At 67.4% G+C, this 20555-nt stretch carries 13 protein-coding genes; 10 read left to right on the top strand and 3 right to left on the bottom strand.

Features of this window, described 5'->3' with window-relative positions; all coding sequences use genetic code 11:
* Positions 1 to 167 precede the first annotated feature (167 nt).
* The 6 genes from AC0KXF_RS10225 to AC0KXF_RS10200 all read left to right on the top strand — a co-directional run bounded on the left by AC0KXF_RS10225 (position 168) and on the right by AC0KXF_RS10200 (position 10946).
* Complete coding sequence (locus AC0KXF_RS10225) at positions 168 to 3932, top strand: choice-of-anchor G family protein (protein WP_473109084.1); 3765 nt, start codon at positions 168 to 170, stop codon at positions 3930 to 3932.
* Positions 3933 to 4132: 200 nt separating this feature from the next.
* Positions 4133 to 5014 carry a DUF5819 family protein gene (locus tag AC0KXF_RS10220; RefSeq protein ID WP_473109083.1) on the top strand — a complete coding sequence of 294 codons (882 nt, stop codon included), beginning with the start codon at positions 4133 to 4135 and terminating at the stop codon, positions 5012 to 5014.
* Complete coding sequence (locus AC0KXF_RS10215) at positions 5011 to 6168, top strand: HTTM domain-containing protein (RefSeq protein ID WP_473109082.1); 1158 nt, start codon at positions 5011 to 5013, stop codon at positions 6166 to 6168. The genes AC0KXF_RS10220 and AC0KXF_RS10215 overlap by 4 nt, the downstream gene beginning before the upstream one ends.
* 126 nt (positions 6169 to 6294) lie before the next feature.
* Positions 6295 to 7950, top strand: a complete 1656-nt coding sequence (locus AC0KXF_RS10210) for a helicase HerA-like domain-containing protein (protein ID WP_473109081.1) — start codon at positions 6295 to 6297, stop codon at positions 7948 to 7950.
* A 71-nt stretch (positions 7951 to 8021) separates the two neighbouring features.
* Positions 8022 to 9344, top strand: coding sequence for a DNA repair protein RadA (radA, locus tag AC0KXF_RS10205; protein WP_473109080.1), 1323 nt, complete (start codon positions 8022 to 8024; stop codon positions 9342 to 9344).
* Between the two features lie 99 nt (positions 9345 to 9443).
* On the top strand, positions 9444 to 10946 hold the full coding sequence (locus AC0KXF_RS10200) for a malate:quinone oxidoreductase (RefSeq protein ID WP_473109079.1): 1503 nt from the start codon (positions 9444 to 9446) through the stop codon (positions 10944 to 10946).
* Positions 10947 to 11320: 374 nt separating this feature from the next.
* Here AC0KXF_RS10200 and AC0KXF_RS10195 read toward each other — a convergent pair whose 3' ends face one another.
* Both AC0KXF_RS10195 and AC0KXF_RS10190 read right to left on the bottom strand, forming a co-directional pair.
* On the bottom strand, positions 11321 to 12085 hold the full coding sequence (locus tag AC0KXF_RS10195; protein ID WP_473109078.1) for an HAD-IIB family hydrolase: 765 nt from the start codon (positions 12083 to 12085) through the stop codon (positions 11321 to 11323).
* Between the two features lie 64 nt (positions 12086 to 12149).
* Positions 12150 to 13748: an aminotransferase class I/II-fold pyridoxal phosphate-dependent enzyme gene (locus AC0KXF_RS10190; RefSeq protein ID WP_473109077.1), complete on the bottom strand. Its 1599-nt coding sequence runs from the start codon at positions 13746 to 13748 to the stop codon at positions 12150 to 12152.
* A gap of 121 nt (positions 13749 to 13869) precedes the next feature.
* Between AC0KXF_RS10190 and mftD the strand changes: the two genes are divergently transcribed.
* The 4 genes from mftD to AC0KXF_RS10170 all read left to right on the top strand — a co-directional run bounded on the left by mftD (position 13870) and on the right by AC0KXF_RS10170 (position 19239).
* Positions 13870 to 15054 (top strand): pre-mycofactocin synthase MftD, encoded by a 1185-nt coding sequence (gene mftD / locus AC0KXF_RS10185; protein WP_473109076.1) that lies wholly within the window; start codon positions 13870 to 13872, stop codon positions 15052 to 15054.
* Positions 15055 to 15090: 36 nt separating this feature from the next.
* On the top strand, positions 15091 to 16524 hold the full coding sequence (locus AC0KXF_RS10180) for a GMC family oxidoreductase (protein ID WP_473109075.1): 1434 nt from the start codon (positions 15091 to 15093) through the stop codon (positions 16522 to 16524).
* Between the two features lie 48 nt (positions 16525 to 16572).
* A complete protein-coding gene (locus tag AC0KXF_RS10175; protein WP_473109074.1) occupies positions 16573 to 17874 on the top strand; it encodes an aspartate aminotransferase family protein in 1302 nt (433 codons plus the stop codon).
* A 108-nt stretch (positions 17875 to 17982) separates the two neighbouring features.
* Positions 17983 to 19239: an ABC transporter substrate-binding protein gene (locus AC0KXF_RS10170; RefSeq protein ID WP_473109212.1), complete on the top strand. Its 1257-nt coding sequence runs from the start codon at positions 17983 to 17985 to the stop codon at positions 19237 to 19239.
* Between the two features lie 50 nt (positions 19240 to 19289).
* On the opposite strand, the gene AC0KXF_RS10165 is transcribed toward AC0KXF_RS10170, so the two are convergent.
* The gene (locus AC0KXF_RS10165; protein ID WP_473109073.1) at positions 19290 to 20420 is read right to left on the bottom strand and encodes an amidohydrolase family protein; all 1131 of its coding nucleotides are present in this window, start codon (positions 20418 to 20420) and stop codon (positions 19290 to 19292) included.
* Positions 20421 to 20555: the final 135 nt, after the last annotated feature.

The following is a 20555-nucleotide window of genomic DNA, read 5'->3' as shown; positions in this document are numbered from 1 at the left end:
TTCGGGTGTCTCTGCGTCCTCGCACGGTCTTCGTGCGGCGGCGGAGGCGCGCACTGGACCATTGCCAAACAACGAGATGACTGGGGAGTCTCTTGGAAAATAAGAACGAACTAAAGAGACGGAGCCGCAGACGCGGCTTCCGTGCTCTTGCGCTCGGCGCGGCGACGGTGACCGCTGTGGCAGGAGGGGTGGCGATCGCGCCGCTCACTGCCTCGGCGGACACGGTCGACATCACCGCCGACTCGGCCGCGCACGGCCACGCTCTGTGGCTCGACGCGCTTTCTCTGGACGTAGCAGGTACCGCGTCCTCGCTCAGCGAGTTCCCGGACAACGCCGGACCGAACACCGAATCGCTCAATCTCGAGGCGCTCGGCCTGCTCAACGTCGACCTCGGCGGGATCAACCTGCCGCTGATCGGCGATGGCACGAACGGCGGCCTGCTGCATCTCGGCAACCTCGGAGCGATCTCGAGCTGGTCGTCGTCGCCTTCGCTGACGGAGTCTTCCGCTTCCTCCGGTCTCATCAACGCCGACGGTTCGCTCGATTTCGATGCGGATGGAAACGGCGCGAACTTCGAGCGCGGCAAGCTCGATGCGACCGGTCTGCTGCGGCAGGTGCTGAGCGACGAACTCGTGAATACGGTGCTGAGTGAAGCCTCGGTGAGCATCGGTGCACTCGGATCCCGCGCGGACTCCGTCTCGGGCGAGGTCACCAGCGAGTACATGTTCTCGGGCCTCGGCCTCGATGTGAAGAGCCCGCTCGTGGCGGATCTCACCGGTGAGATCGACGGCGCGGTCGGTGGCATCCTCGCACCGATCGAAGCAGCGATTCAGGACGGAGGTGCCCTCAGCACCGCGATCGCCAACCTGGTGAACACGCTGGACGGGCTTCCCCTGGTCGATGCGCAGCTGAACGCTTTCGGTGTCGACACGACGTCTCTGACGACCGAGGTTCGTGAGGCGCTGCTGCAGACCCCGCTCGAGAACGCCGAGGGATCGGTCTCGATCAGCCTCGCCGACGGCACGATCCACGTGGATCTGGATCGGCTCGTGGTGGATGGCTCGGGCGCGACGAGCCTGAGCACCCTCCCCGCGAACACCCCGGTGCTCGACGACGCCACTGTCACCGCGATTCTCGACGGTGTGAGCGATGCGCTCATCGGCAACGGCCCGAACTCGCTCGTGACCAAGGCCGTGGACCTCATCACCCAGGGGATCTACGACCTCGCGGTGACCCTGGATGTCGAGGTGGGCCTGAGTGTCAACTACCTCCTCGGGACGCTCGACGTGGCCAAGGGACCGATCACCGTCAACACGAGCATCGGCAGCCTCATCGGCGCCGAGGGATACGACGCTCCGGTTGTGAACGTCGAGGGTGTGACGCTGCTGCCGGGCCTTCCGATTCCGGTGAACATCGGCACGCTGCTGCAGCCGGTCGTCGATCTGCTGACCTCGACGCTGACCACCATCGGCGGCGAGATTCTCGATCCGCTCGTGAGCACCGCCGTTCAGAACGTGCAGCCCGCGCTCATGACGGTGGTCGAGGGCGTTGTCGCTCCCGTGATCTCCGCGCTCGAGCCGCTGCTGCAGAACCTGCTGACCATCACGATCAACGAGCAGCCGACGCTGGCCGGCGGCCAGGGTGACTTCGGCGAGGGCAGCTTCACGGTTCGTGCGCTGAGCATCAGCCTCCTGCCGAACGTCGCGACCAACGGCGCTGTGTCTCTGCAGCTCGGATCGTCGACCGTCGACGCTCTCGACGAGGTGCCGGCGACGCTCCAGGCTTCGCCGAACCCGGTGCTGCAGGGCGGCACCGTCACGCTGACCGGCGCGGGCTTCGAGCCCGGAGAGGACGTGGAGATCACCCTTCCCGACGGCACCACTACCACGGTGACCGCCGATGAGAACGGCGCGATCGAGACGACCTGGGATGTCCCCGCCGACTACCCCGTGGGCGAGGCCGGCTTCTCTGCTGAGGGCCAGACCTCCGGCCGTACCGCTGACGCGAGCACGGTCGTCGAGGCCGAGGGCGACGCCGGTGCGAATGTGAACGCTTCGGCTTCGGCATCCGCTTCGGCGACGGCCGACGACAACAGCAACGCCTCGGCTCAGGCCGCGGCTCAGGCTGCTGCCGATGAGGACGCGAACACGACCGCTTCGGCGGCCGCGGACGTGACCGCCGACGCTGCCGCTGCAGTTGCGGCGACCGCGGAAGCCTCGAACGAGGCTTCGGCGAACACGCAGGCGGCTGCTTCCGCTTCGGCTCAGGCTTCGGCCGACTCGACCGCTGATTCCGCTCAGGACGCCGATGCGTCGGCTGCTGCTTCGGCTGCGGCGACCGCTGACGCGCAGGCTGCTGCTGCCGCTTCCTCGGAGGCCGCTGCTGAAACTACCTCCTCGGCCACCGCCTCTGCCACGGCTTCGGCCGACGTAGATGCGAACGCGACTGCCGATCCGACGGCTGCCGCGACTGCGACGGCTGACCCGGATGCGACTGCGACTGCGACGGCTGATCCGGATGCGACTGCGACTGCGACGGCTGATCCGGATGCGACTGCGACCGCGACGGCTGACCCGGATGCGACTGCGACCGCGACGGCTGACCCGGATGCGACTGCGACCGCGACGGCTGACCCGGATGCGACTGCGACCGCGACGGCTGACCCGGATGCGACTGCGACCGCGACGGCTGACCCGGATGCGACTGCGACCGCGACGGCTGACCCGGATGCGACTGCGACCGCGACGGCTGATCCCGACGCGACCGCAACCGCGGACGCCGACCCTGACGCGAACGCGACTGCTGACGCTGACGTGAATGTCAACGCTTCGGCTTCCGCTTCGGCCTCGGCTGATGCCGCTGCTGATAACGAGGCGACCGCTGCCGCTCAAGCTGCCGCTGAGGCTGCTGCCGATGAGGACGCGAACACGACCGCGTCGGCTGCCGCCGATGTGAGCGCGAACGCTGCTGCTGAGGTCGCTGCGACGGCTGACGCCTCGAACGAGGCTTCGGCGAACACGCAGGCCGCTGCTTCCGCTTCGGCTCAGGCCTCGGCTGACTCGACCGCCGACTCCGCTCAGGACGCCGACGCGTCGGCTGCTGCTTCGGCCGCTGCCAACGCGGACGCTTCGGCTGCTTCGGAGGCCTCTTCGGAGGCTGCCGCGCAGGCGACCTCGTCGGCTACCGCTTCGGCTTCGGCTTCGGCCGATGCGAACGCGAGCGCCGATGCTGATCCGAGCGCAGCCGCGACCGCGACGGCCGATCCCGACGCGACCGCGACCGCCGACGCCGACCCCAGCGCGAGCGCTGAGGCCGAGGCAGAGGCTGACGCCGACGCCGATGTGAACGCATCTGCTTCGGCAGCCGCATCGGCCCAGGCCGATGTCTCCGCCGACGCTGCCGCTGAGACCGCTGCTGAGACCTCGGCGACCGCCGACGCCTCGACCTCGGCGACCGCCGAGGCGTCCGCTGCCGCGGATGTCAGCGCCCAGGCTGCGGCTCAGGCCGCCGCCCAGGTTGCAGCCAGCGCCGATGTCGAGGCAGACGCGTCGCAGAACGCGTCGCAGGACACCTCGGCAGACGCCAACGTCGCTGCGAGCGCTGCGGCTCAGGCGAGCGCCGAGGCTTCGGCTGATGCCACGGCGTCGGCTACCGCTTCGGCTACGGCCGAGGCCGATGCGGCATCCGCTGCAGAGGCTGCTGCCAGCCAGCAGGCGAAGGCTGCATCGACGGCCAACGCGGCGGCATCGGCCTCCGCCTCGGCCAGCAGCCAGGGTGCGTCCGAGGGTGCGGCTCACGCCAGCGCCAAGGATCTCGCTCGCACCGGTGCCGACCAGGGCGGCCTCATCGCCGCTGCCGGTCTGATGCTGCTGCTCGCGGGAGCCGCGGGTGTGGTCGTCGCGAGGCGCCGCACCGCGAACGCGGGCCGCTGAGATAACCGGTGAGGGGGTCGCGCCTTCGGGCGCGGCCCCCGATCCGCGTGGCCGGGGACGCCGATCGGCGACCCCGGCCACGCTCTGGTTTTCGGGAGACGCCGCCACCCCATAAAGTGGAGGCACTGTGGTCGCAGGGGATCGAGAAGGCGACCGCACCGCATCGAGTTTTGACACGCATTGAGAGCTATGGGGGAGCCATGCCGAACACGAGAACACCGGAGCGCGAAGATCCGGTTTCCGCGGCGTCTCGGGACGATGCCGGGGTCCGCAGTGAGGCGCCCCCGGCGAAGCCCGCACCCAAGCCCAAGGTCTGGGTACGGCTCGTGGCCCTCGCGGCCGCACTGTTCACCGCGTGGCACATTCTGGCGTCGTTCCTGTGGATCGCGCCGTACAGCGCCAACGCTCGCGAGATCGTACCGGGCGGGCAGAGCACCCTCAGCTCCTACATGATCCCCTTCTTCGGCCAGTCGTGGAGCGTGTTCGCGCCCGAGCCGATCAACGGCGACTATCACTTCAACGTGCGGGCGACCCTCGCCGACGGCAGCGAGACGGGCTGGGTGAGCGCCACCGATGTCGAGCTGTCGATGATCCGATACAACCTCTTTCCACCCCGGGCCGGCATTCAGTCGAGCGAGGTCGCCTCCAACTACAAGGGCGCCTATGACAAGCTGTACGCAACTCAGCGCACGGTCGTCGGCGGGGACTTCGTCGTCGAGAACTGGGAGGTGGGCCTGCAGGCAGCTCTCGAGAAGCAGCCGGATCCGCAGGCCGCGGACGGAGCGAACGCGCAAGCCGGCAACACCGCCGAGATCACGAAGCTGCTCGCCGAGGAGCACCGCACCACGGCCTACGCCACCCAGGTGGCTCGCGCGATCTGGGGCGACGACGTCGAGAAGGTGCAGTTCAGGGTGAGCCGCCAGAACATCGTGCCGTTCGCCGAGCGTCACAACCCGCAGGCGCAGCGCCCGGAACCGACGGTCGTGCTGCCCGGCTGGCGGGCGCCGATCGTCGAAGAGGGGCAGAACGACGGCAACTTCGCCGAAGTGTTCCGCGGTCAGTTCGAGAGGATCACGCGATGAGCAAGCAGCGTACGCGCACCCAAGCCGCGCCCGGCGCCGAACGCGCGGGGTCGGCGGCGAACGACGCCGATCGCCTCGAGGCCGTGAGATCTGAGGAAGGATCGGGATCCGGATCCGCCCAGGCCGGCACGCCGGTGGCGCGTTTCTTCTCGTTCATCGGCAGCGTCATCGCGGCCGCCTGGCTCTCGTTCGCGAACACGATCGGCGACGCGCTCGCCTTCTTCGAGAACTGGCTGTTCAACGGCAAGAAGGCGCTGTACGGCATCGCCGTCACCCGCATCGTGTTCGGTGTCACCGCTTTCGGGCTGCTCGTCTCGAATTTCAGCACCCGCCTCTACACGTTCGGGTCGGGGTCGGCCTGGAACGGCGAGATCGCCGAGCCGGTCAGCGACTTCCCGAAGATCTGGCTCTTCAGCGCGTTCCACGCGGTCGCGGCCAACGATGCGGCCTTCACGGTGCTCTACATCCTGCTCATCGTGCTGGCGGTGCTGTTCGCGCTCGGATGGCGGTTCCGGATCGTGCTCCCCGTCTTCTTCATCGGGTGGATCAGCTTCATCGAGATGAACGACATGGTCGGCGATCAGGGCGACAACATGTTCCGCATCGCCATGATCCTCATGTTCTTCACCGACGCCGCCGCACGCTGGTCGTTCGACGCCCGCCGCCGCGCGAAGCAGGAGTGGTTCGCCCCCGGATCCTCACCGAACCTGATCGGCACCGCGCTGCACAATCTGGCCCTCATCGCGCTCACCGCCCAGGTCGCCTTCGTGTACGCCTCCGGTGCGCTGTACAAGGCGCAGGGCGCGCCGTGGGCCGAGGGGCGAGCGGTCTACGACCCGCTGCACACGGCCCGGTTCGGCACCTGGCCCGTGCTCAGCGACCTCATCACCGCGTGGGGGCCGATGGTCGCGATCGGCACCTGGGGGTCGATCCTGCTGCAGGCCGCGTTCCTGCTCGCGCTGCTCTCGCGGCCGACCCGGCTCATCGCGCTCTTCGGCATCCTGGGATTCCACGTGATGATCGGCGTGCTCATGGGGCTGCCCTGGTTCTCGCTGACCATGATCGCGATCGACTCGATCTTCATCCGCGATCGCAGCTGGGAGCGGCTCGACTCGGGCGTGCGGCGGAGATGGCGGGCGGCGATGGGTCGCTGAGGCCCTGCCTTCCCCCTTTCCCGTGGTGAATGCCCGCTCGATTTCGGTGAAACGGCACGTCCCCTCGCCGAAGCCGAGCGGATAGTCTGTGAATCTACCGGTAGCACACACGCAAGGAGCTAGCGCATGGGTGAACCACTGACCGAGGAGCAGATCCAGACGGTGCGGGAGGGCTACCCGGGCTCCTCCGCGGGCGGTGCGACGATGCTCGCCCTCGGGGCGCTCGTGAACGGCGAGCCGCGTGCCGACGTGCAGATCACGATCCCGCTCGGCATGCTGAACCGGCACGGCCTCATCGCCGGGGCGACCGGCACGGGTAAGACGCGCACGCTGCAGGTGCTCGCCGAGCAGGTGGCGGCTCACGGCGTGCCGGTGTTCGCCGCGGATATAAAGGGCGACCTCTCGGGCATCGCCGTGGCGGGGGCGCCGAACGAGAAGCTCCTTGCTCGCACCGCCGGTATCGGGCAGGAGTGGCAGCCCCGCGCCTCGCCGACCGAGTTCTTCACGCTCGGCGGCATGGGCGTCGGCGTGCCGATCCGCACCACGATCGAGAAATTCGGATCGGTGATGCTCGCCAAGGTGCTCGGGCTCAACCAGACGCAGGAGTCGAGCCTCGGCCTCATCTTCTACTACGCCCGCGAGCAGGGGCTGCCGCTCGTGGGCCTCGACGACCTGCAGGCGCTGCTGGCCTACCTGACAGGGGAGGAAGGAAAGGTCGAGATCGCGCGGATCGGCGGTCTTTCCAGGCAGACGGTCGGGGTGATCCAGCGCAACGTCATCGCGTTCGCGGCCGAGGGCGCCGACGCCTTCTTCGGCGAGCCCGCCTTCGACACGGCCGATCTGCTGCGCACCGTCGTGGATGCCGACGGGACCGAGCGCGGGATCGTGAATCTGCTCGAGGTGCCGGGAGTGCAGGATCGGCCCGCGCTGTTCTCGACCTTCCTCATGTTCCTGCTCTCCGAACTCTTCGAGACGCTGCCCGAGGTGGGGGATCAGGACAAGCCGAAGCTCGTGTTCTTCTTCGACGAGGCGCACCTGCTCTTCGCCGATGCGTCGAAGGCGTTCCTGCAGCAGATCACGCAGACGGTGCGCCTCATCCGATCCAAGGGGGTCGGAGTGTTCTTCGTCACCCAGACACCGAAGGACGTGCCGAGCGACGTGCTCGCTCAGCTCGGCTCGCGCGTGCAGCACGCACTGCGGGCGCACACGCCCGACGATGCGAAAGCCCTCAAAGCGACCGTCTCGACGTACCCGACCTCGGGCTACGAGCTCGCCGAGGTGCTGCAGTCGCTCGGCACGGGCGAGGCGATCGTGACGGTGATGGGGGAGAAGGGGGCCCCGACTCCCGTGGCGTGGACGCGGCTGCGCGCGCCGCAGGGAGCGATGGACCCCGCCCCCGCGGTCACCGTGCAGGCGACGGTGCTGGTGTCGCCGCTGCAGCCGAAGTACGGCGAGGCCGTGGACGAGCGGTCGGCCGAGGAGATGCTCGAGGAACGGGCGGCGGAGGCGGAGGCAGCCCGGGCTGAGGAGGAGGCCAGGATCGCGGCCGAGAAGGAGGCCGCAGCCGCAGCGAAAGAGGCGGAGAAGGTCGCGGCAGCAGCTGAGCGGAAGGCCGAGCGCGAGGCCGCGGCCGCGGCGCGGAAGCGCGAGCAGGAGGAAGCCAGACGGGAACGCGAGCGCGCCGCGGCGGCGAAGAAAGCCGCGGACCGGGTCGGATCCGTGGTGACCTCGGGCGTGCGCACCGTGGTGAACCAGGTGCTGCGCAACCTCTTCAAGAAATAGGTGACTTCGTCCCTGAGCTTGTCGAAGCGGGCGGGCCCGTGAATGTCGGAGGCCGCCGTTAGGCTCGCCGTATGGCGAAAACGAGCAGTGGGTACGTGTGCACCGAGTGCGGATGGCAGACCTCGAAGTGGGTCGGGCGCTGCGGGGAGTGCCAGCAGTGGGGTACGGTCGAGGAGCGGGTCGCAGCGGGAGCGTCGCTCGCCCGCACGACCCGTGCCGTGGCGCCGGGGGCGGGTCGTGAGGCGCGTCCCATCACCGAGCTGACGGGGGAGTCGGTGCAGCACCGGCAGACGGGCATCGGAGAGCTGGATCGGGTGCTCGGCGGTGGCGTCGTGCCGGGGGCGGCGATCCTGTTCTCGGGCGAACCCGGCGTGGGCAAGTCGACCCTGCTGCTCGACGCCGCGGCGCGGGCTGCGTCCGCGGGGGCTCGGGTGCTGTACGCGAGTGGCGAGGAGTCGAAGGGGCAGATCCGCATGCGCGCCGAGCGCACCGGGGCGCTGCACGACACGCTGTTCCTCGCGGCCGAGACCGATCTCGCTACCGTGCTCGGTCATATCGAGGCGGTCGACCCCGCACTCGTGATCGTCGACTCGGTGCAGACGCTCGCGAGCGGCGAGGTCGACGGATCCGCGGGTGGCCCCGCGCAGGTGCGCGAGGTCGCGTCGGCGCTCATCAGAGTGGCGAAGGGGCGGGGCACCCCGGTGATCCTCGTCGGGCACGTGACGAAGGACGGTTCGGTGGCGGGGCCGCGCCTGCTCGAGCACCTCGTCGACGTGGTCTGCCACTTCGAGGGCGACCGGCAGACCTCGCTCCGGTTCCTGCGCACCCTCAAGAACCGCTTCGGGCCGACCGACGAGGTCGGCTGCTTCGAGATGCAGGATCGCGGTATCGCAGAGGTGCCCGACCCGAGCGGACTGTTCCTCAGCCGGTCCGCGGCCCCCGTGAGCGGTACCTGCGCCACCGTGGCCATGGAGGGGCGGAGAGCGCTGCCCGTGGAGGTGCAGGCACTCGTCGCGAAGAGCGCGACCCCCAACCCGCGACGCGTGACCAGTGGCGTCGACCCCTCCCGTGTGGCGATGATCCTCGCCGTGCTCGAGCGCAGAGTCGGCGCGCGACTGCACGACCAGGACGTGTACGTGTCGACCGTCGGCGGAGTCAAACTTGTCGAGCCGGCTGCCGACCTCGCGATCGCGCTCGCGGTGCTCTCCGCCATCACGGACCGGCCGCTGCCGCACGATCTCGCCGCCTTCGGCGAGATCAGTCTCGCCGGCGAGGTGCGTCCCGTCGTGGCGGGCGGCCAGCGTGCGAGTGAGGGGGCCCGACTCGGATACACCCGGGTGGTCGATGCGGCTGCCGAAACGCTGCAGAACGCCCGTAAGCAGGCCGGGTTGTGACGGAGGAATGGTCTGCGCGCTCCCTCGGGTTCGGCCGGGCCGCGGTGCCGTGTGCTGCGGGGGCGCCGCCTCTCTCGGGGAGGGGTAGACTGGGCGACCGTGAGTAAGAACACGGTAGACGTCGTCCTCGTCGGCGGTGGCGTAATGAGCGCCACTCTTGGCACTCTGATCAAGCAGGTCCAGCCCGACTGGTCGATCGAGATCTTCGAATCCCGCTCCCAGGTTGCGACCGAGAGCAGCAACGCCTGGAACAACGCGGGCACCGGCCACGCCGCGCTCTGCGAGCTCAACTACATGCCCGAGGGCAAGGACGGCAGCCTTTCGGCGTCCAAGGCCATCGACATCAACGAGCAGTTCCAGCTGTCGCGGCAGTGGTGGTCATCGCTCGTCAAGCAGGGCGTGCTGCGCGATCCCTCATCGTTCATCAATGCAACCCCGCACATGACCTTCGTGCGCGGCGAGGCGAACGTCGACTACCTGCGTCGGCGCTATGAGCTGCTGAAGAGCGAGCCCCTGTTCTCCGACATGGAGTTCAGCGAGGATCCCGCGCAGATCGCCGAGTGGGCGCCCCTGCTCGTCGACCGCCGCGCCAAGGACGAGGTCTTCGCGGCCACCCGCTCCGAGAGCGGCACCGATGTCGACTTCGGCGCCGTCACCCGTCAGCTCATCGATCACCTCGTGGCCGAGGGCGCTAATCTGCACCTCGAGCAGCGCGTCTCCAAACTGCGTCGCCAGGCCGACGGTACCTGGAACGTGCACGTCGAGAACCTCTCCGGCCACGGCCGCACCATCGTCAACGCCAAGTTCGTGTTCGTGGGCGCCGGCGGCGGCGCGCTGCCCCTGCTGCAGACCTCGGGTATCCCCGAGATCAAGGGCTTCGGCGGCTTCCCGATCAGCGGCAAGTTCCTCAAGTGTGACAACCCCGAGATCGTGAAGCAGCACCGCGCCAAGGTGTACGGCAAGGCCGCGGTAGGCGCACCCCCCATGTCGGTGCCCCACCTCGACACCCGCATCGTCGACGGCAAGGAAAGCCTGCTCTTCGGGCCCTACGCCGGATTCAGCCCCAACTTCTTGAAGAAGGGCTCGTGGTGGGATCTGCCGGGATCCGTGCGCGCCCACAACCTCGGTCCCATGCTCAAGGTCGGCCTCACCGAGTTCTCGCTCGAGAAGTACCTCCTCGGCGAGGTGCTCGCGAGCCGCGAGAAGCAGATGGCGTCGCTGCGCGAGTACATGCCCACCGCCCGCACCGAGGACTGGCAGATGATCACCGCTGGCCAGCGCGTGCAGGTCATGAAGAAGGATCCCCAGAAGGGCGGCATCCTCCAGTTCGGCACCGAGGTCATCACCGGTGCCGAGGGTTCGATCGCGGGCCTGCTCGGCGCCTCGCCCGGCGCTTCGACCGCGGTGCACGCCATGGTCGGGGTGCTGCAGCGCTGCTTCCCCGAGCAGTTCGAGCGGCGCTGGAAGAGTGCCTTCAGACAGCAGATCCCCGCGCTCGGCGAGGGAGTCAACGGCGAGGCCGCGGCGGCAGCGGCGACGCTCGCCGAGACCGGAGAGGTGCTCGGTCTGGCGCCGGCGGCGCAGACCGAGGTCGGGGCCTGACCGACACGATACCGCCGGGTCCACCGGCCTACCTGCAGGGAGGGCGTCCGAGAGGGCGCCCTCTTCGCGCTTCAGGGGGCGTCTCGCCCGCGCCATGGTTCCGCTCCAGCGAGCCGCGCCCCGCCCCGGCTAGTGCGCTCCTCCTGCTTGGCGCGCTCCGCCTTGCCTGGAGCGCCCCGCCCTGCCTGGGCCTTCTGCCTAGACGCACAGATCGGCCTTCAAGCACACCGAAACCCGCGATCCGCTGTGCTTAAAGGCCGATCTGTGCGCGGAGGTGGGGGGGGGCGAGCCTGGGACAGCGGGTGGAAGCGGGGAAAGCGGGGGCAGGAGCGGGGAAAGCGGGAAGCGGGGGAAGCAGGAGATGCAGGCCGGGATCAGTCGGCGAGCAGGCGCTCGAGGTAGTCGGCGGTGTCCTCCCAGCCCTCGACCTCGTGGCAGGCCACGCCGAGCGCCTTCACCGGGTAGTCGTTACCGTCGGGGTCGAGCCGATCGCCCACGAACAGCATGTCGTCGAGCGCGATCCCCGTGTGCGCCTCGAGCTTGCGCATACCGTAGGCCTTGTCGATCCCGCGCCGCGTGATGTCGACCGAGGTCGAGCCGCCGCTGCGGACCTCGAGGCCGGGCAGCCGATCCGCCACCGCCGCGCGCAGCGCGCTCTTCTTCGCGCCGTCGGGGTCCCACTCCTGCTTGGCGTTGACGGGGGCGCGCTGGCCGAGAGCGGAGAAGGTGACCTGCGATCCGCGATCCTCGAGGATCTCACCCCAGGGCTCGGCCTCCCACAGCCCCAGCCGCTCGGCTTCCTCGCGGAGCGCGGTGAGCGCGGCGTCGCGCTCCTCGGGGGAGAGGTTCTCGCGGTAGACGGTAACCCAGCGGCTGCCCTCGCGCCGCTCGTAGCGTGTGCCGCAGGTCGGCAGCAGGTGCAGGCGCTCGAGGGCGGCCTCGTCGACGCCCTCGAACGCGTCGAGCCGGTCCACCAGCTGCGTCTGGAACTGCTCGAAGTTGCCCCCCGAGATCACGGCGACGGCGGTGCGCCCGAGCAGCCGCGCGAACACGGCGAGCATGCGCGGGTCGACCGGGGATTTCGAGGGTGCCAGGGTGTCGTCGAGGTCGAATGCGATGAGGCGGGGCAGCTCGGTCATGGCCCCTATCCTTCCACGAGACGGGCCGCTGTTCGCGTGGTCAGGATCGCCCAGGGGGCGTGGCTCAGATCTTCTCAGCCACTACCCGGAATCGAGTGAGGGAGGCGTCGAGTGAACCGCGGACGTACCCGATGGGCGACGCGGCGACCGTCTGGAGGAAGGAGACGGTCTCGGCGGTGATCTCCTCGCCGGGAATGACGTTCGGAATGCCGGGGGGATAAGCGGCCAAGGAATCGGCGGAGGTGCGACCGATGGCCTCGGTTGCGGATACGACCTCATGTCGGGAGAAATAGGCCGAGCGGGGGCGCATGGTCATCGGTCCAGGCTGAGGGAGCGGGGGGAAATCGAGAATCCCTCGGATCGACGTTCTGCTCGCGTGATCAGCGATCTCGAAGAGGGCTCGTGAGAAGCGCGCGAGGTCGGGTTGTTTTCCTGGCCCGACGAACGCCACCACCGCCTGAGCCGTCGAGATTTCGAGGTAGATGCCGTAGTCGGTCCCGAGGATGTCGCGAACGCGATGACCGCTCAGGCCGGTCACGGAGACATCGATGGAAACACGCAGGGGATCATGTGCGACGATGTCGGGGAAGGTGGTGAACTCATCGGAGATGATCGAGTAGCGACCATCTCTTCTGAGGAGGTTCCGCAGCTCTTCGACAGCGGTCAGCGTCTTGCCGATGAGTTCCTCGCCGTGCACCAGAGTATGACGCGCCACATCCAAGGAACCGAGCAGTAGCGCGCTCGCGCTCGTGGACTGCGTCAACATGTAGGCGCGATCGAGCATCGGCTCGAGCTCCGCCGCGAAGGGCCCCTCACCGAGGTGGAGCATGGCCGACTGGGTGAGACTGCCACCCAGCTTGTGCGTGCTCGAGACAGTGAGGTCGGCGCCCAACCTGGTAGGCGACTCGGGGAGGGACGGATGGAATCCGAAGTGCGAGCCCCACGCGCCGTCTACGACGAGTGGCGCACCGTGTCGATGTGCCACCTCTGCGAGAGATGCGACATCGGCGACAGCCCCGAAATAACTCGGAGTGATGACGTAGACGGCGGCGACCGACGCGTCGTCCCGTGCTGCCTGCGTCAGCACTTCGTCGAGTGCGCGCGGATCGACACCGTGGTTGATGCCGCGATCTTCATCGATGCTCGGGAAGACGAATCGGGGGACCAGATCACCGAGGAGGACCCCGTCGGTGAAACTGGAGTGCGCGCTGCGCTGCGCGATCACGGTGTCTCCGGAACGCATACCCGCGAGGGCGAGGGCTGCCATGCGGTTCGCCTGCGACGCACCATTAGCGAGGAACCAGGTGCGTCGAGCTCCCCAGGCTTCAGCAGCGAGACGGGTCGACCGAATGAACGGCGAATCCGGGCCGACGTCGATTCCGTTGATCAAGGGTGGGATGTCCATCGCGAGGGCACGCTCCCCGCAGAACCGACTGAGCTCCTCCGAGAGTCCATCCGGCGTAGCCCCGTGGCCGGGGACCATCAGGTTCACGGTGTTGCGTGTCGCCTGGGCATCAAGAGCCGTGGCGTATGGGGTTGTCGTCTGGTCGTACGGGGGGTGCGACATCGCTGGACTCCATCGTTGAGGATTTCGCTGAGTTTTACGATTGTTACATTCTAGATTCATTCTCGCAAAATGTTTATCTTGAAAACTTCTAACCAATGGTAGATAGTGGTGTGCAGGTCGCCTTTATCTAACGATGTTTAGAACGGGTCATCCTGGACAAAGTGGTCAGCGCGGCATCGCCGAGCAGCGATATGGAATCAATGGAGATAGACGAGACATGAGCACACGAGTTCCGTTCAAGAATCTCGCTGAAGCAGAACGCCTTGCCATGCGGCGGCTTCCGAAGCCGGTCTGGCTCGCGGTCAAGGCCGGTAACGAGAAGGGTCTCACCCCGGCGGATAATGAGCGTGCCTTCACCGAGCTCGGCTTCTCCCCCACGGTCTTCGACCGCCCCACCTCATTCGACATGAAGACCTCGATCATGGGGGTCGAGATCGATTTCCCGGTGATCGTCTCCCCGGTCGGCGCCCAGATGATCCATCCCGGCGGCGAGGTCGCCGCTGCGAGTGCCGCCGCCAGGCAGGGAACGGCGATGGGACTGAGCTCGTGGGCTACGGACTCGCTGGCCGATCTGCTCAAGGTGAACCAGAACGTGTTCTTCCAGCTCTACTGGGTCGGAACAAGGGAAGAGATCGAGAAGCGGGTACTCGACGCCAAGGAGCAGGGAGCGAAGGCATTGATCGTCACGCTCGACTGGTCGCACACACCTCGTCGGGACTGGGGCGTGCCGCCGGCGCCGCCCTCGAACATGGGGTTGAAGACGCTCATGCGGTTTGGCCCTGCGGGCCTCGCCCGCCCGCGCTGGCTCAGCGGATTCTTGCGGGAAGGCCGGATCCCCGACGTCAAGGTCCCCAATCTCTGGGGGCGCGACAAGCAGGACATTCCCGGCTTCGGATCGGCCTGGTCGGTGTTCGAGCAGACCCCTGCGCCGACCTGGGAAGACGTGAAATGGCTCCGGGAGCTCTGGGGTGGCCCGTTCATGGTTAAGGGGATCAACACGATCCGTGATGCCAAGCTCGCGGTCGATCTGGGCGCCGATGCGATTTCGGTCTCGAATCACGGCGGCAACAACATCGACGGGAGCCCGTCGCCGCTGCGCTACCTTCCTTACATCGTCGATGCGGTGGGGGACCAGATCGAGGTCATGGCGGACGGCGGCATCCGCCGCGGATCCGACGTGGTGAAGACGCTGGCGCTCGGAGCGAAGGCGGTCTTCATCGGTCGTGCGTACCTCTATGGTCTCGCGGTCTCCGGAGAGGCCGGCGTGTACGAGGTGCTCGACATTTTGAGGAACGGCATTCGGGAGACCATGTACGGCATTGGGAAGAGCTCCATCCGAGACCTCTCCCGCGACGACCTCATGATCCTGAACAGCGACTTCTTCGTCCCTCCGACGCAGTAGGACCCGTACAAGAATGCTCGAAGGAGAGGCTTCATCGTGACTGAAACCGTCATCGTCGTCGGAGCAGGCAGCGCGGGCTGCGTCGCCGCTGCCCGGCTCACGGAGGACCCTGATCGCACCGTCATCCTGCTGGAGGCGGGTGCGGACCGTGGCGGCGACGCCCAATTGCAATCGCTGAACTGGATGGACGCGCTCGGCCACCGCGACGCCTTCTATCCCGACCTCTTCGCCACCAAGGTGCAGGGCGGCGAATCCCGCCTCTATCAGCGGGGCCGCGGCGTCGGCGGATCGGCTTCGACCAACGCCATGCTCGCCCTGCCCGGCCTGCCGGGCGACTATGACAACTATGCGGATCGCTACGGACTGCGATCGTGGTCGTGGTCGAACGTGCAACCCTGGTTCGCGAAGCTCAAGCCCGCACTGGTGCGATCGTCCTTCGACGAGCAGACACCGGTCGACCGGGCGCTGCTCCGTTCGGGACGGGAGCTGGGGTTGCGCGATGACGTCGACGCTTTCACGCCCGAGGACGGGAGCGCCTTGCTCTACCGCACCGCCGATCGGAAGTACCGACGCTCGTCGCTCGAGCTCTGGCTTGATCCGGCCCGCGAGAGGGAGAACCTCGTGATCCGCCCGGACAGTCAGGTCGATCGTCTGATCCTCGACGGCGAGCGGGTTCGCGGCGTGGTTCTGGCAGATGGCGAGGAAGTGCACGGCGACCAAGTGATCCTCTGCGCAGGAGTGTTCGAGAGCCCCTGCGTACTCATGCGCAGCGGCGTGCAGCTGCCGGGACTCGGGCAAGGACTGCAGGACCACCCCGCGGCGTCGGTCTACTTCTCGATGAAGCCCGAGTATCGGTCCGCGAATCGGGGTATCCCCTGCATCGGCTCGGTGATGCGCTTGTCCTCCTCGGTGGGGGAGGGTGACCTGCACTTGCTGCCGCTGCACGGAGAGCTGATCGCCAGCACGCCCGCCGCGCACGGTCTGCTCATGGCGGCGGTGATGCGCACGAAGTCCAAGGGATCGCTGAGGCTCCACCCGGATCGCCCGCTCGCACCCCCGATCGTCGATGAGCAGATGCTCTCTCATCCCGACGACAGGCGCGCGATGCGCGAAGCGATCGACGCTGTGAGGACCGTTCTCGCGGGTGAAGCCTTCTCGGAGATCATCGAGCAGGCATTCATCGACGAGAAGGGGACGCCCCTCGACGCACTGCAGGATGATGCGTACTTCGATCGCTGGCTCTCTACGTACGTCGGAGACTACTTCCACGCGGTGGGTACCGCGCGCATGGGAAGCCAGGATGATCCGGACGCCGTGGTCGACGAACTCGGCAACGTGTTCGGCCTCGAAGGCGTGGCGGTGTGGGATGCGTCGATTCTGCCCGAGGTCCCCAGCGCCAACACCCACCTTCCCGTCGTCATGCTGGCCGAGCGCCTGAGCTCCGCCTACCTCAGTGGAACGCTCGTGTGATGCTCCCCGGGCGGGAACCAACGACCTCGGTCAATGAAAGGAAATTCAATGTCGAATGAAACGCCGTCGTCCCAGCGCTGGGAGCAGGCTCGGAAGGTGATCCCCCGAGGGGCCTCCTCAGGGCATCGGCTCGGCTGGGAGCAGGTCTTCGTGAAGTCGAAAGGGGCCTACCTCTGGGATCAGGAGGGAAACCGGTACCTCGACTTCCTGAACGCCTGGGGGCCGATCATCCTCGGCCACTCCGATACGCGGGTGAACGAAGCCGTGCTCGAGGCGGCGAACACCTGCGACCTGACGGGGGTCGGGCCCCAGTTCGGGGAGATCGAGCTTGCCGAGAAGGTCTGCGAGCTGATGCCTTCGGCGCACAAGGTCGTGTTCTGCACCTCGGGAACCGACGCGACCATGCACGCCGCTCATATCGCGCGGGCAGCGACGGGGCGCATGAAGCTGCTCAAGTTTCACGGGAGCTACCACGGGTGGAGCGACCACGTCGCCGTGGGCGGCGCGCGCAGCGACCTCACTCCCGCGGCTCCGCTCGACACCGTGAACAGTGCGGGACTCCACCCCGGGGTCACGGGTGACGTCGTCGTCGTCGAGTGGAACGACGAGGCCGGGTTGCGCGCCGCATTCGAACAGCACGGTTCGGATCTCGCCGCAGCGTTCGCCGAAGGGTACATCCACAGTTTCGGCTGTGTGCCGCCGCAGCCGGGTTTCCTCGAGTTGCTGCGAGAGCTCTGCACTGCTCACGGAGTGCTGTTCGTGCTCGACGAGGTGAAGACCGGCTTCCGGGCCGCGCTCGGGGGAATCCAATCGGTCAACGGCGTGATCCCCGATCTCACTGCCTTCGGCAAGGCGATCGCCAATGGTTACTCGCTGGCGGGCCTTGCCGGCCGCGACGAGTTCATGGGGCATCTCGGGGCGTACAAGCAGGGCGAGGCGACGATCGACGGCACCTACAATGCCAGCCCGTACGCGATCGCGGCCGCGAACGCGACCCTCGCCATCATGGAGCGAGAAGACACGATCTCTCGCATCTACGCGCTTGGGGAGCGCTTGCGCTCCGGGTACGCCAGCGCCATCGAGGAGACGGGCGTCGAAGCTGTCGTGACCGGCCTCGGGTCGGAGTGGGCAGTGTACTTCCGAGCGGAGGCGCCTCGGAACTTCCGCGACACGATGGACGTGAACCTGGAGCGCTACGCCGCCTACCAGGCGTCTCTTCTGGAGCAGGGCGTGCTCGAGACCACATCGGCCACGGGTGACCGGCGACTCAACGCGGCCACGAGCGAGGAGGACATCGATCGAGCGATCGAAGCGGCTCGAACGGCCTTCGCGGCGGCTGCGGCGGTCTGATGGCGGCCGATCTTCTGGAGCGGAGTCGAGCTTCGGAACCACCGGTTCCGAAGCTCCGGCTCTCCGAAAACATTCTATTCAATGAAGTATAGAAAGGCAGTGAACAAGATGAATTGGAAATCGAGAGGCCTTCGCGGCGCTGTGGCCGCGGGAGCGGCCCTCGTGCTCGTCGTCACGGCGGGGTGCTCGGAATCCGGGAATGGCGGGGGAGGTGCGGGCGGCGGCGACGAAGACATCACCATCGGGTTCGCGCTCTCCCAGAGCGGCAACATGGCTGGCTTCGACGCCGAACCCGGTGCGGCGGCGAAGCTCGCGGTGGACCAGATCAATGCCGACGGCGGGATCGACGGTCGGCAGATCCGAATGATTCAGAAGGACGTGGCGTCGGACCCCGAGACCGTCGGGGTGGTCGCGCAGGAGTTCCTGCAGGAGGGGGTCGACCTCATCGTGACTCCCTGCGACTTCGACCTGAGCTCCCCGGCACTCATCGCGGCCCAGGCAGCCGAGGTGCCGGCGGTCTCGATCTGCGCCGGCGACCCGAAGACTGCCGATCTCACCACGATCGGCGATTTCAGCTTCACGGCGAACGCGGGTTCGGACGTCGAGGGGGCCACCGGCGCCTCCTGGGCCTTCGAGCAGGGCTGGGAGAACGCCTACCTGCTGCAAGACGAGAGCATCGAATACACGAAGTCGGCGGGAGCCTACTTCGCCGGTGCCTTCGAGGAGTTGGGAGGCACGATCGTCGGGAAGGACAGCTTTCCCGGCGGCGACAACATCGACGTGAGCGCCCAGATCTCGAGCATCAAGGCTCTCCCCGAGGCGCCTGACTTCATCTACGTCGCCAGTTGGAATCCTGCCGGCGCTACGGCGATGAAGCAGATCCGAGAGGCGGGCATCGACGTACCGCTCGTCGGCCCCAACGCTCTCGACGGCCAGACGCTGCTCGATATCCTCGGCGGTGCGAGCGATGTCTACTACACCGCATTCGCGTGCTACGAGTACTGCTCGGGCGCGGCGACCCAGGAGGATCTCGATGCCTTTGTCGCGGACTTCACGGAGAGCAGCGGGTCGGGTCCGTCGAGCTCGTACGCGCTCCTCGGGTACAACATGATGCTGGCGATCCAGAACGCGCTCAGCGGAGCCGACACCGGGTCGGGGGCGAGCGTGCGGGACGCGCTGCAGTCGGCCGGGCCGGTGGACACGCCGATCGGCGAGATGACCTACTTCTCAGACACCTGCCACAAGATCATCGACTTCCCGATGTCGATCGTGAATGTGGCCGGTGGATCGGCAACCTTCGTCGAGCAGCACACGGCGAAGCTGGTGCCGGATCTCGGCGACGGTAACCCCTGCTCCGCCTCCTGAGGGGAGCGGTGACGGGCCCGGGTAGACATTTCCCGGGCCCGTCCTCTGCGTCACCGCGCGTAAACCCGGCGTGCGTTGTCGTGGCACACCATGCGGGCGATGCGGAGCGCTTCGACCTCGCTCCACTCGTCTCGATCGACGAAGTCCTGCAGCGCGATCGCGAGGCCGGCTCGCCAGAGTTGGGCGCCGAGGAAATGCAGTTCGGGGACGCCCCACGCGTCGCTCGAGTAGAGGAGCTTGCTGAAGGGCGCGAGTTCCAGTCCCGCTCTGATGATGGCCACCGATGCCGCCCCCGAGTAGTTGATGCCGAGCCCCAGGTCGAAGTAGACGCGCGGAAAGACCTGCGCCAGATAGCCCGCCTCACGGTGGTACGGGTAGCAGTGCAGCAGCATGACGGGTGAGGCGGTTTCGGGCAGCAGCCGCAGCCATGGCATGAGCAGCGCGGGGTTGCAGCGCGCAAGATCGAGGTCGGCGTCGCCGTAACCCACGTGAAGCTGCACGGGGAGGCCGGTGTCGGCGCCGCACCAGAGGAGGAAGCGCAGCACGGTGGGATCGGAGAGTCGTCGTCGACCGTCCGCATCGAGCCTGCGAACCGCGGCGACGGTCTCCTCGTCGCTGGGCCGAGCCGGTTCGAAATCGAAGCCGAAACGGTAGGCGATGATGCTCTTGAATCCTGCTGCCGCCCTGCTCGCCGTGGACAGAGCCGCACGGAATGCGGCCGGGAACTCCGCAGCTGCGAGACCCGACTCCAGAAGATGCTCGGCAACGGACTCGAGGCGGACGATTTCACGCACCTCCTGGGACGCCAAGGCGGCGAAGTCGGCGTTCGAGGCGAGCTCGGTCTCTCCTCCCACGGAGCCGGTGTCGATGAGTGATTCCGCGACGCCGCTCGCGCGTAGGAGGCGCCGAGAGACTTCCTCGTGGCCCAGGTGCAAGCGTCGCTCGAGATAGTCTGCGGGCTCTGCATGCCTCGGCAGGTCGAGGACCGGGGCGCAGTGCCGGCGAAGGGCGAACCCGACTTGGGAGTCCAGGTGGCTCGTGCCTTCTGGAGCGGGCAGCGCGGACTCGGTGAGCAGCAACTCGAACTCGGGCGCGGCGACATCTCGCTGGAGCACGCTGTGCACGTGGTGATCGACGAGTGGGAGCCGCTGGATGCGGTCGCGCAGGGAAGGCTGTTTCATGGGGCTCCAATCAGGCGGCAAGGGATTCTTCGACTTCGAATAAAGCAGTAGAAAAATTGAAGTTGTGTTGTAAATGTAACGTACGGTACTCTTTGAGGGGGATGTACTTCTTGTTACATTTTCTTCCAGATTTTA

This window comes from Leucobacter holotrichiae (genome assembly GCF_055791005.1).
This window is presented reverse-complemented; position numbering and strand designations above follow the sequence as displayed.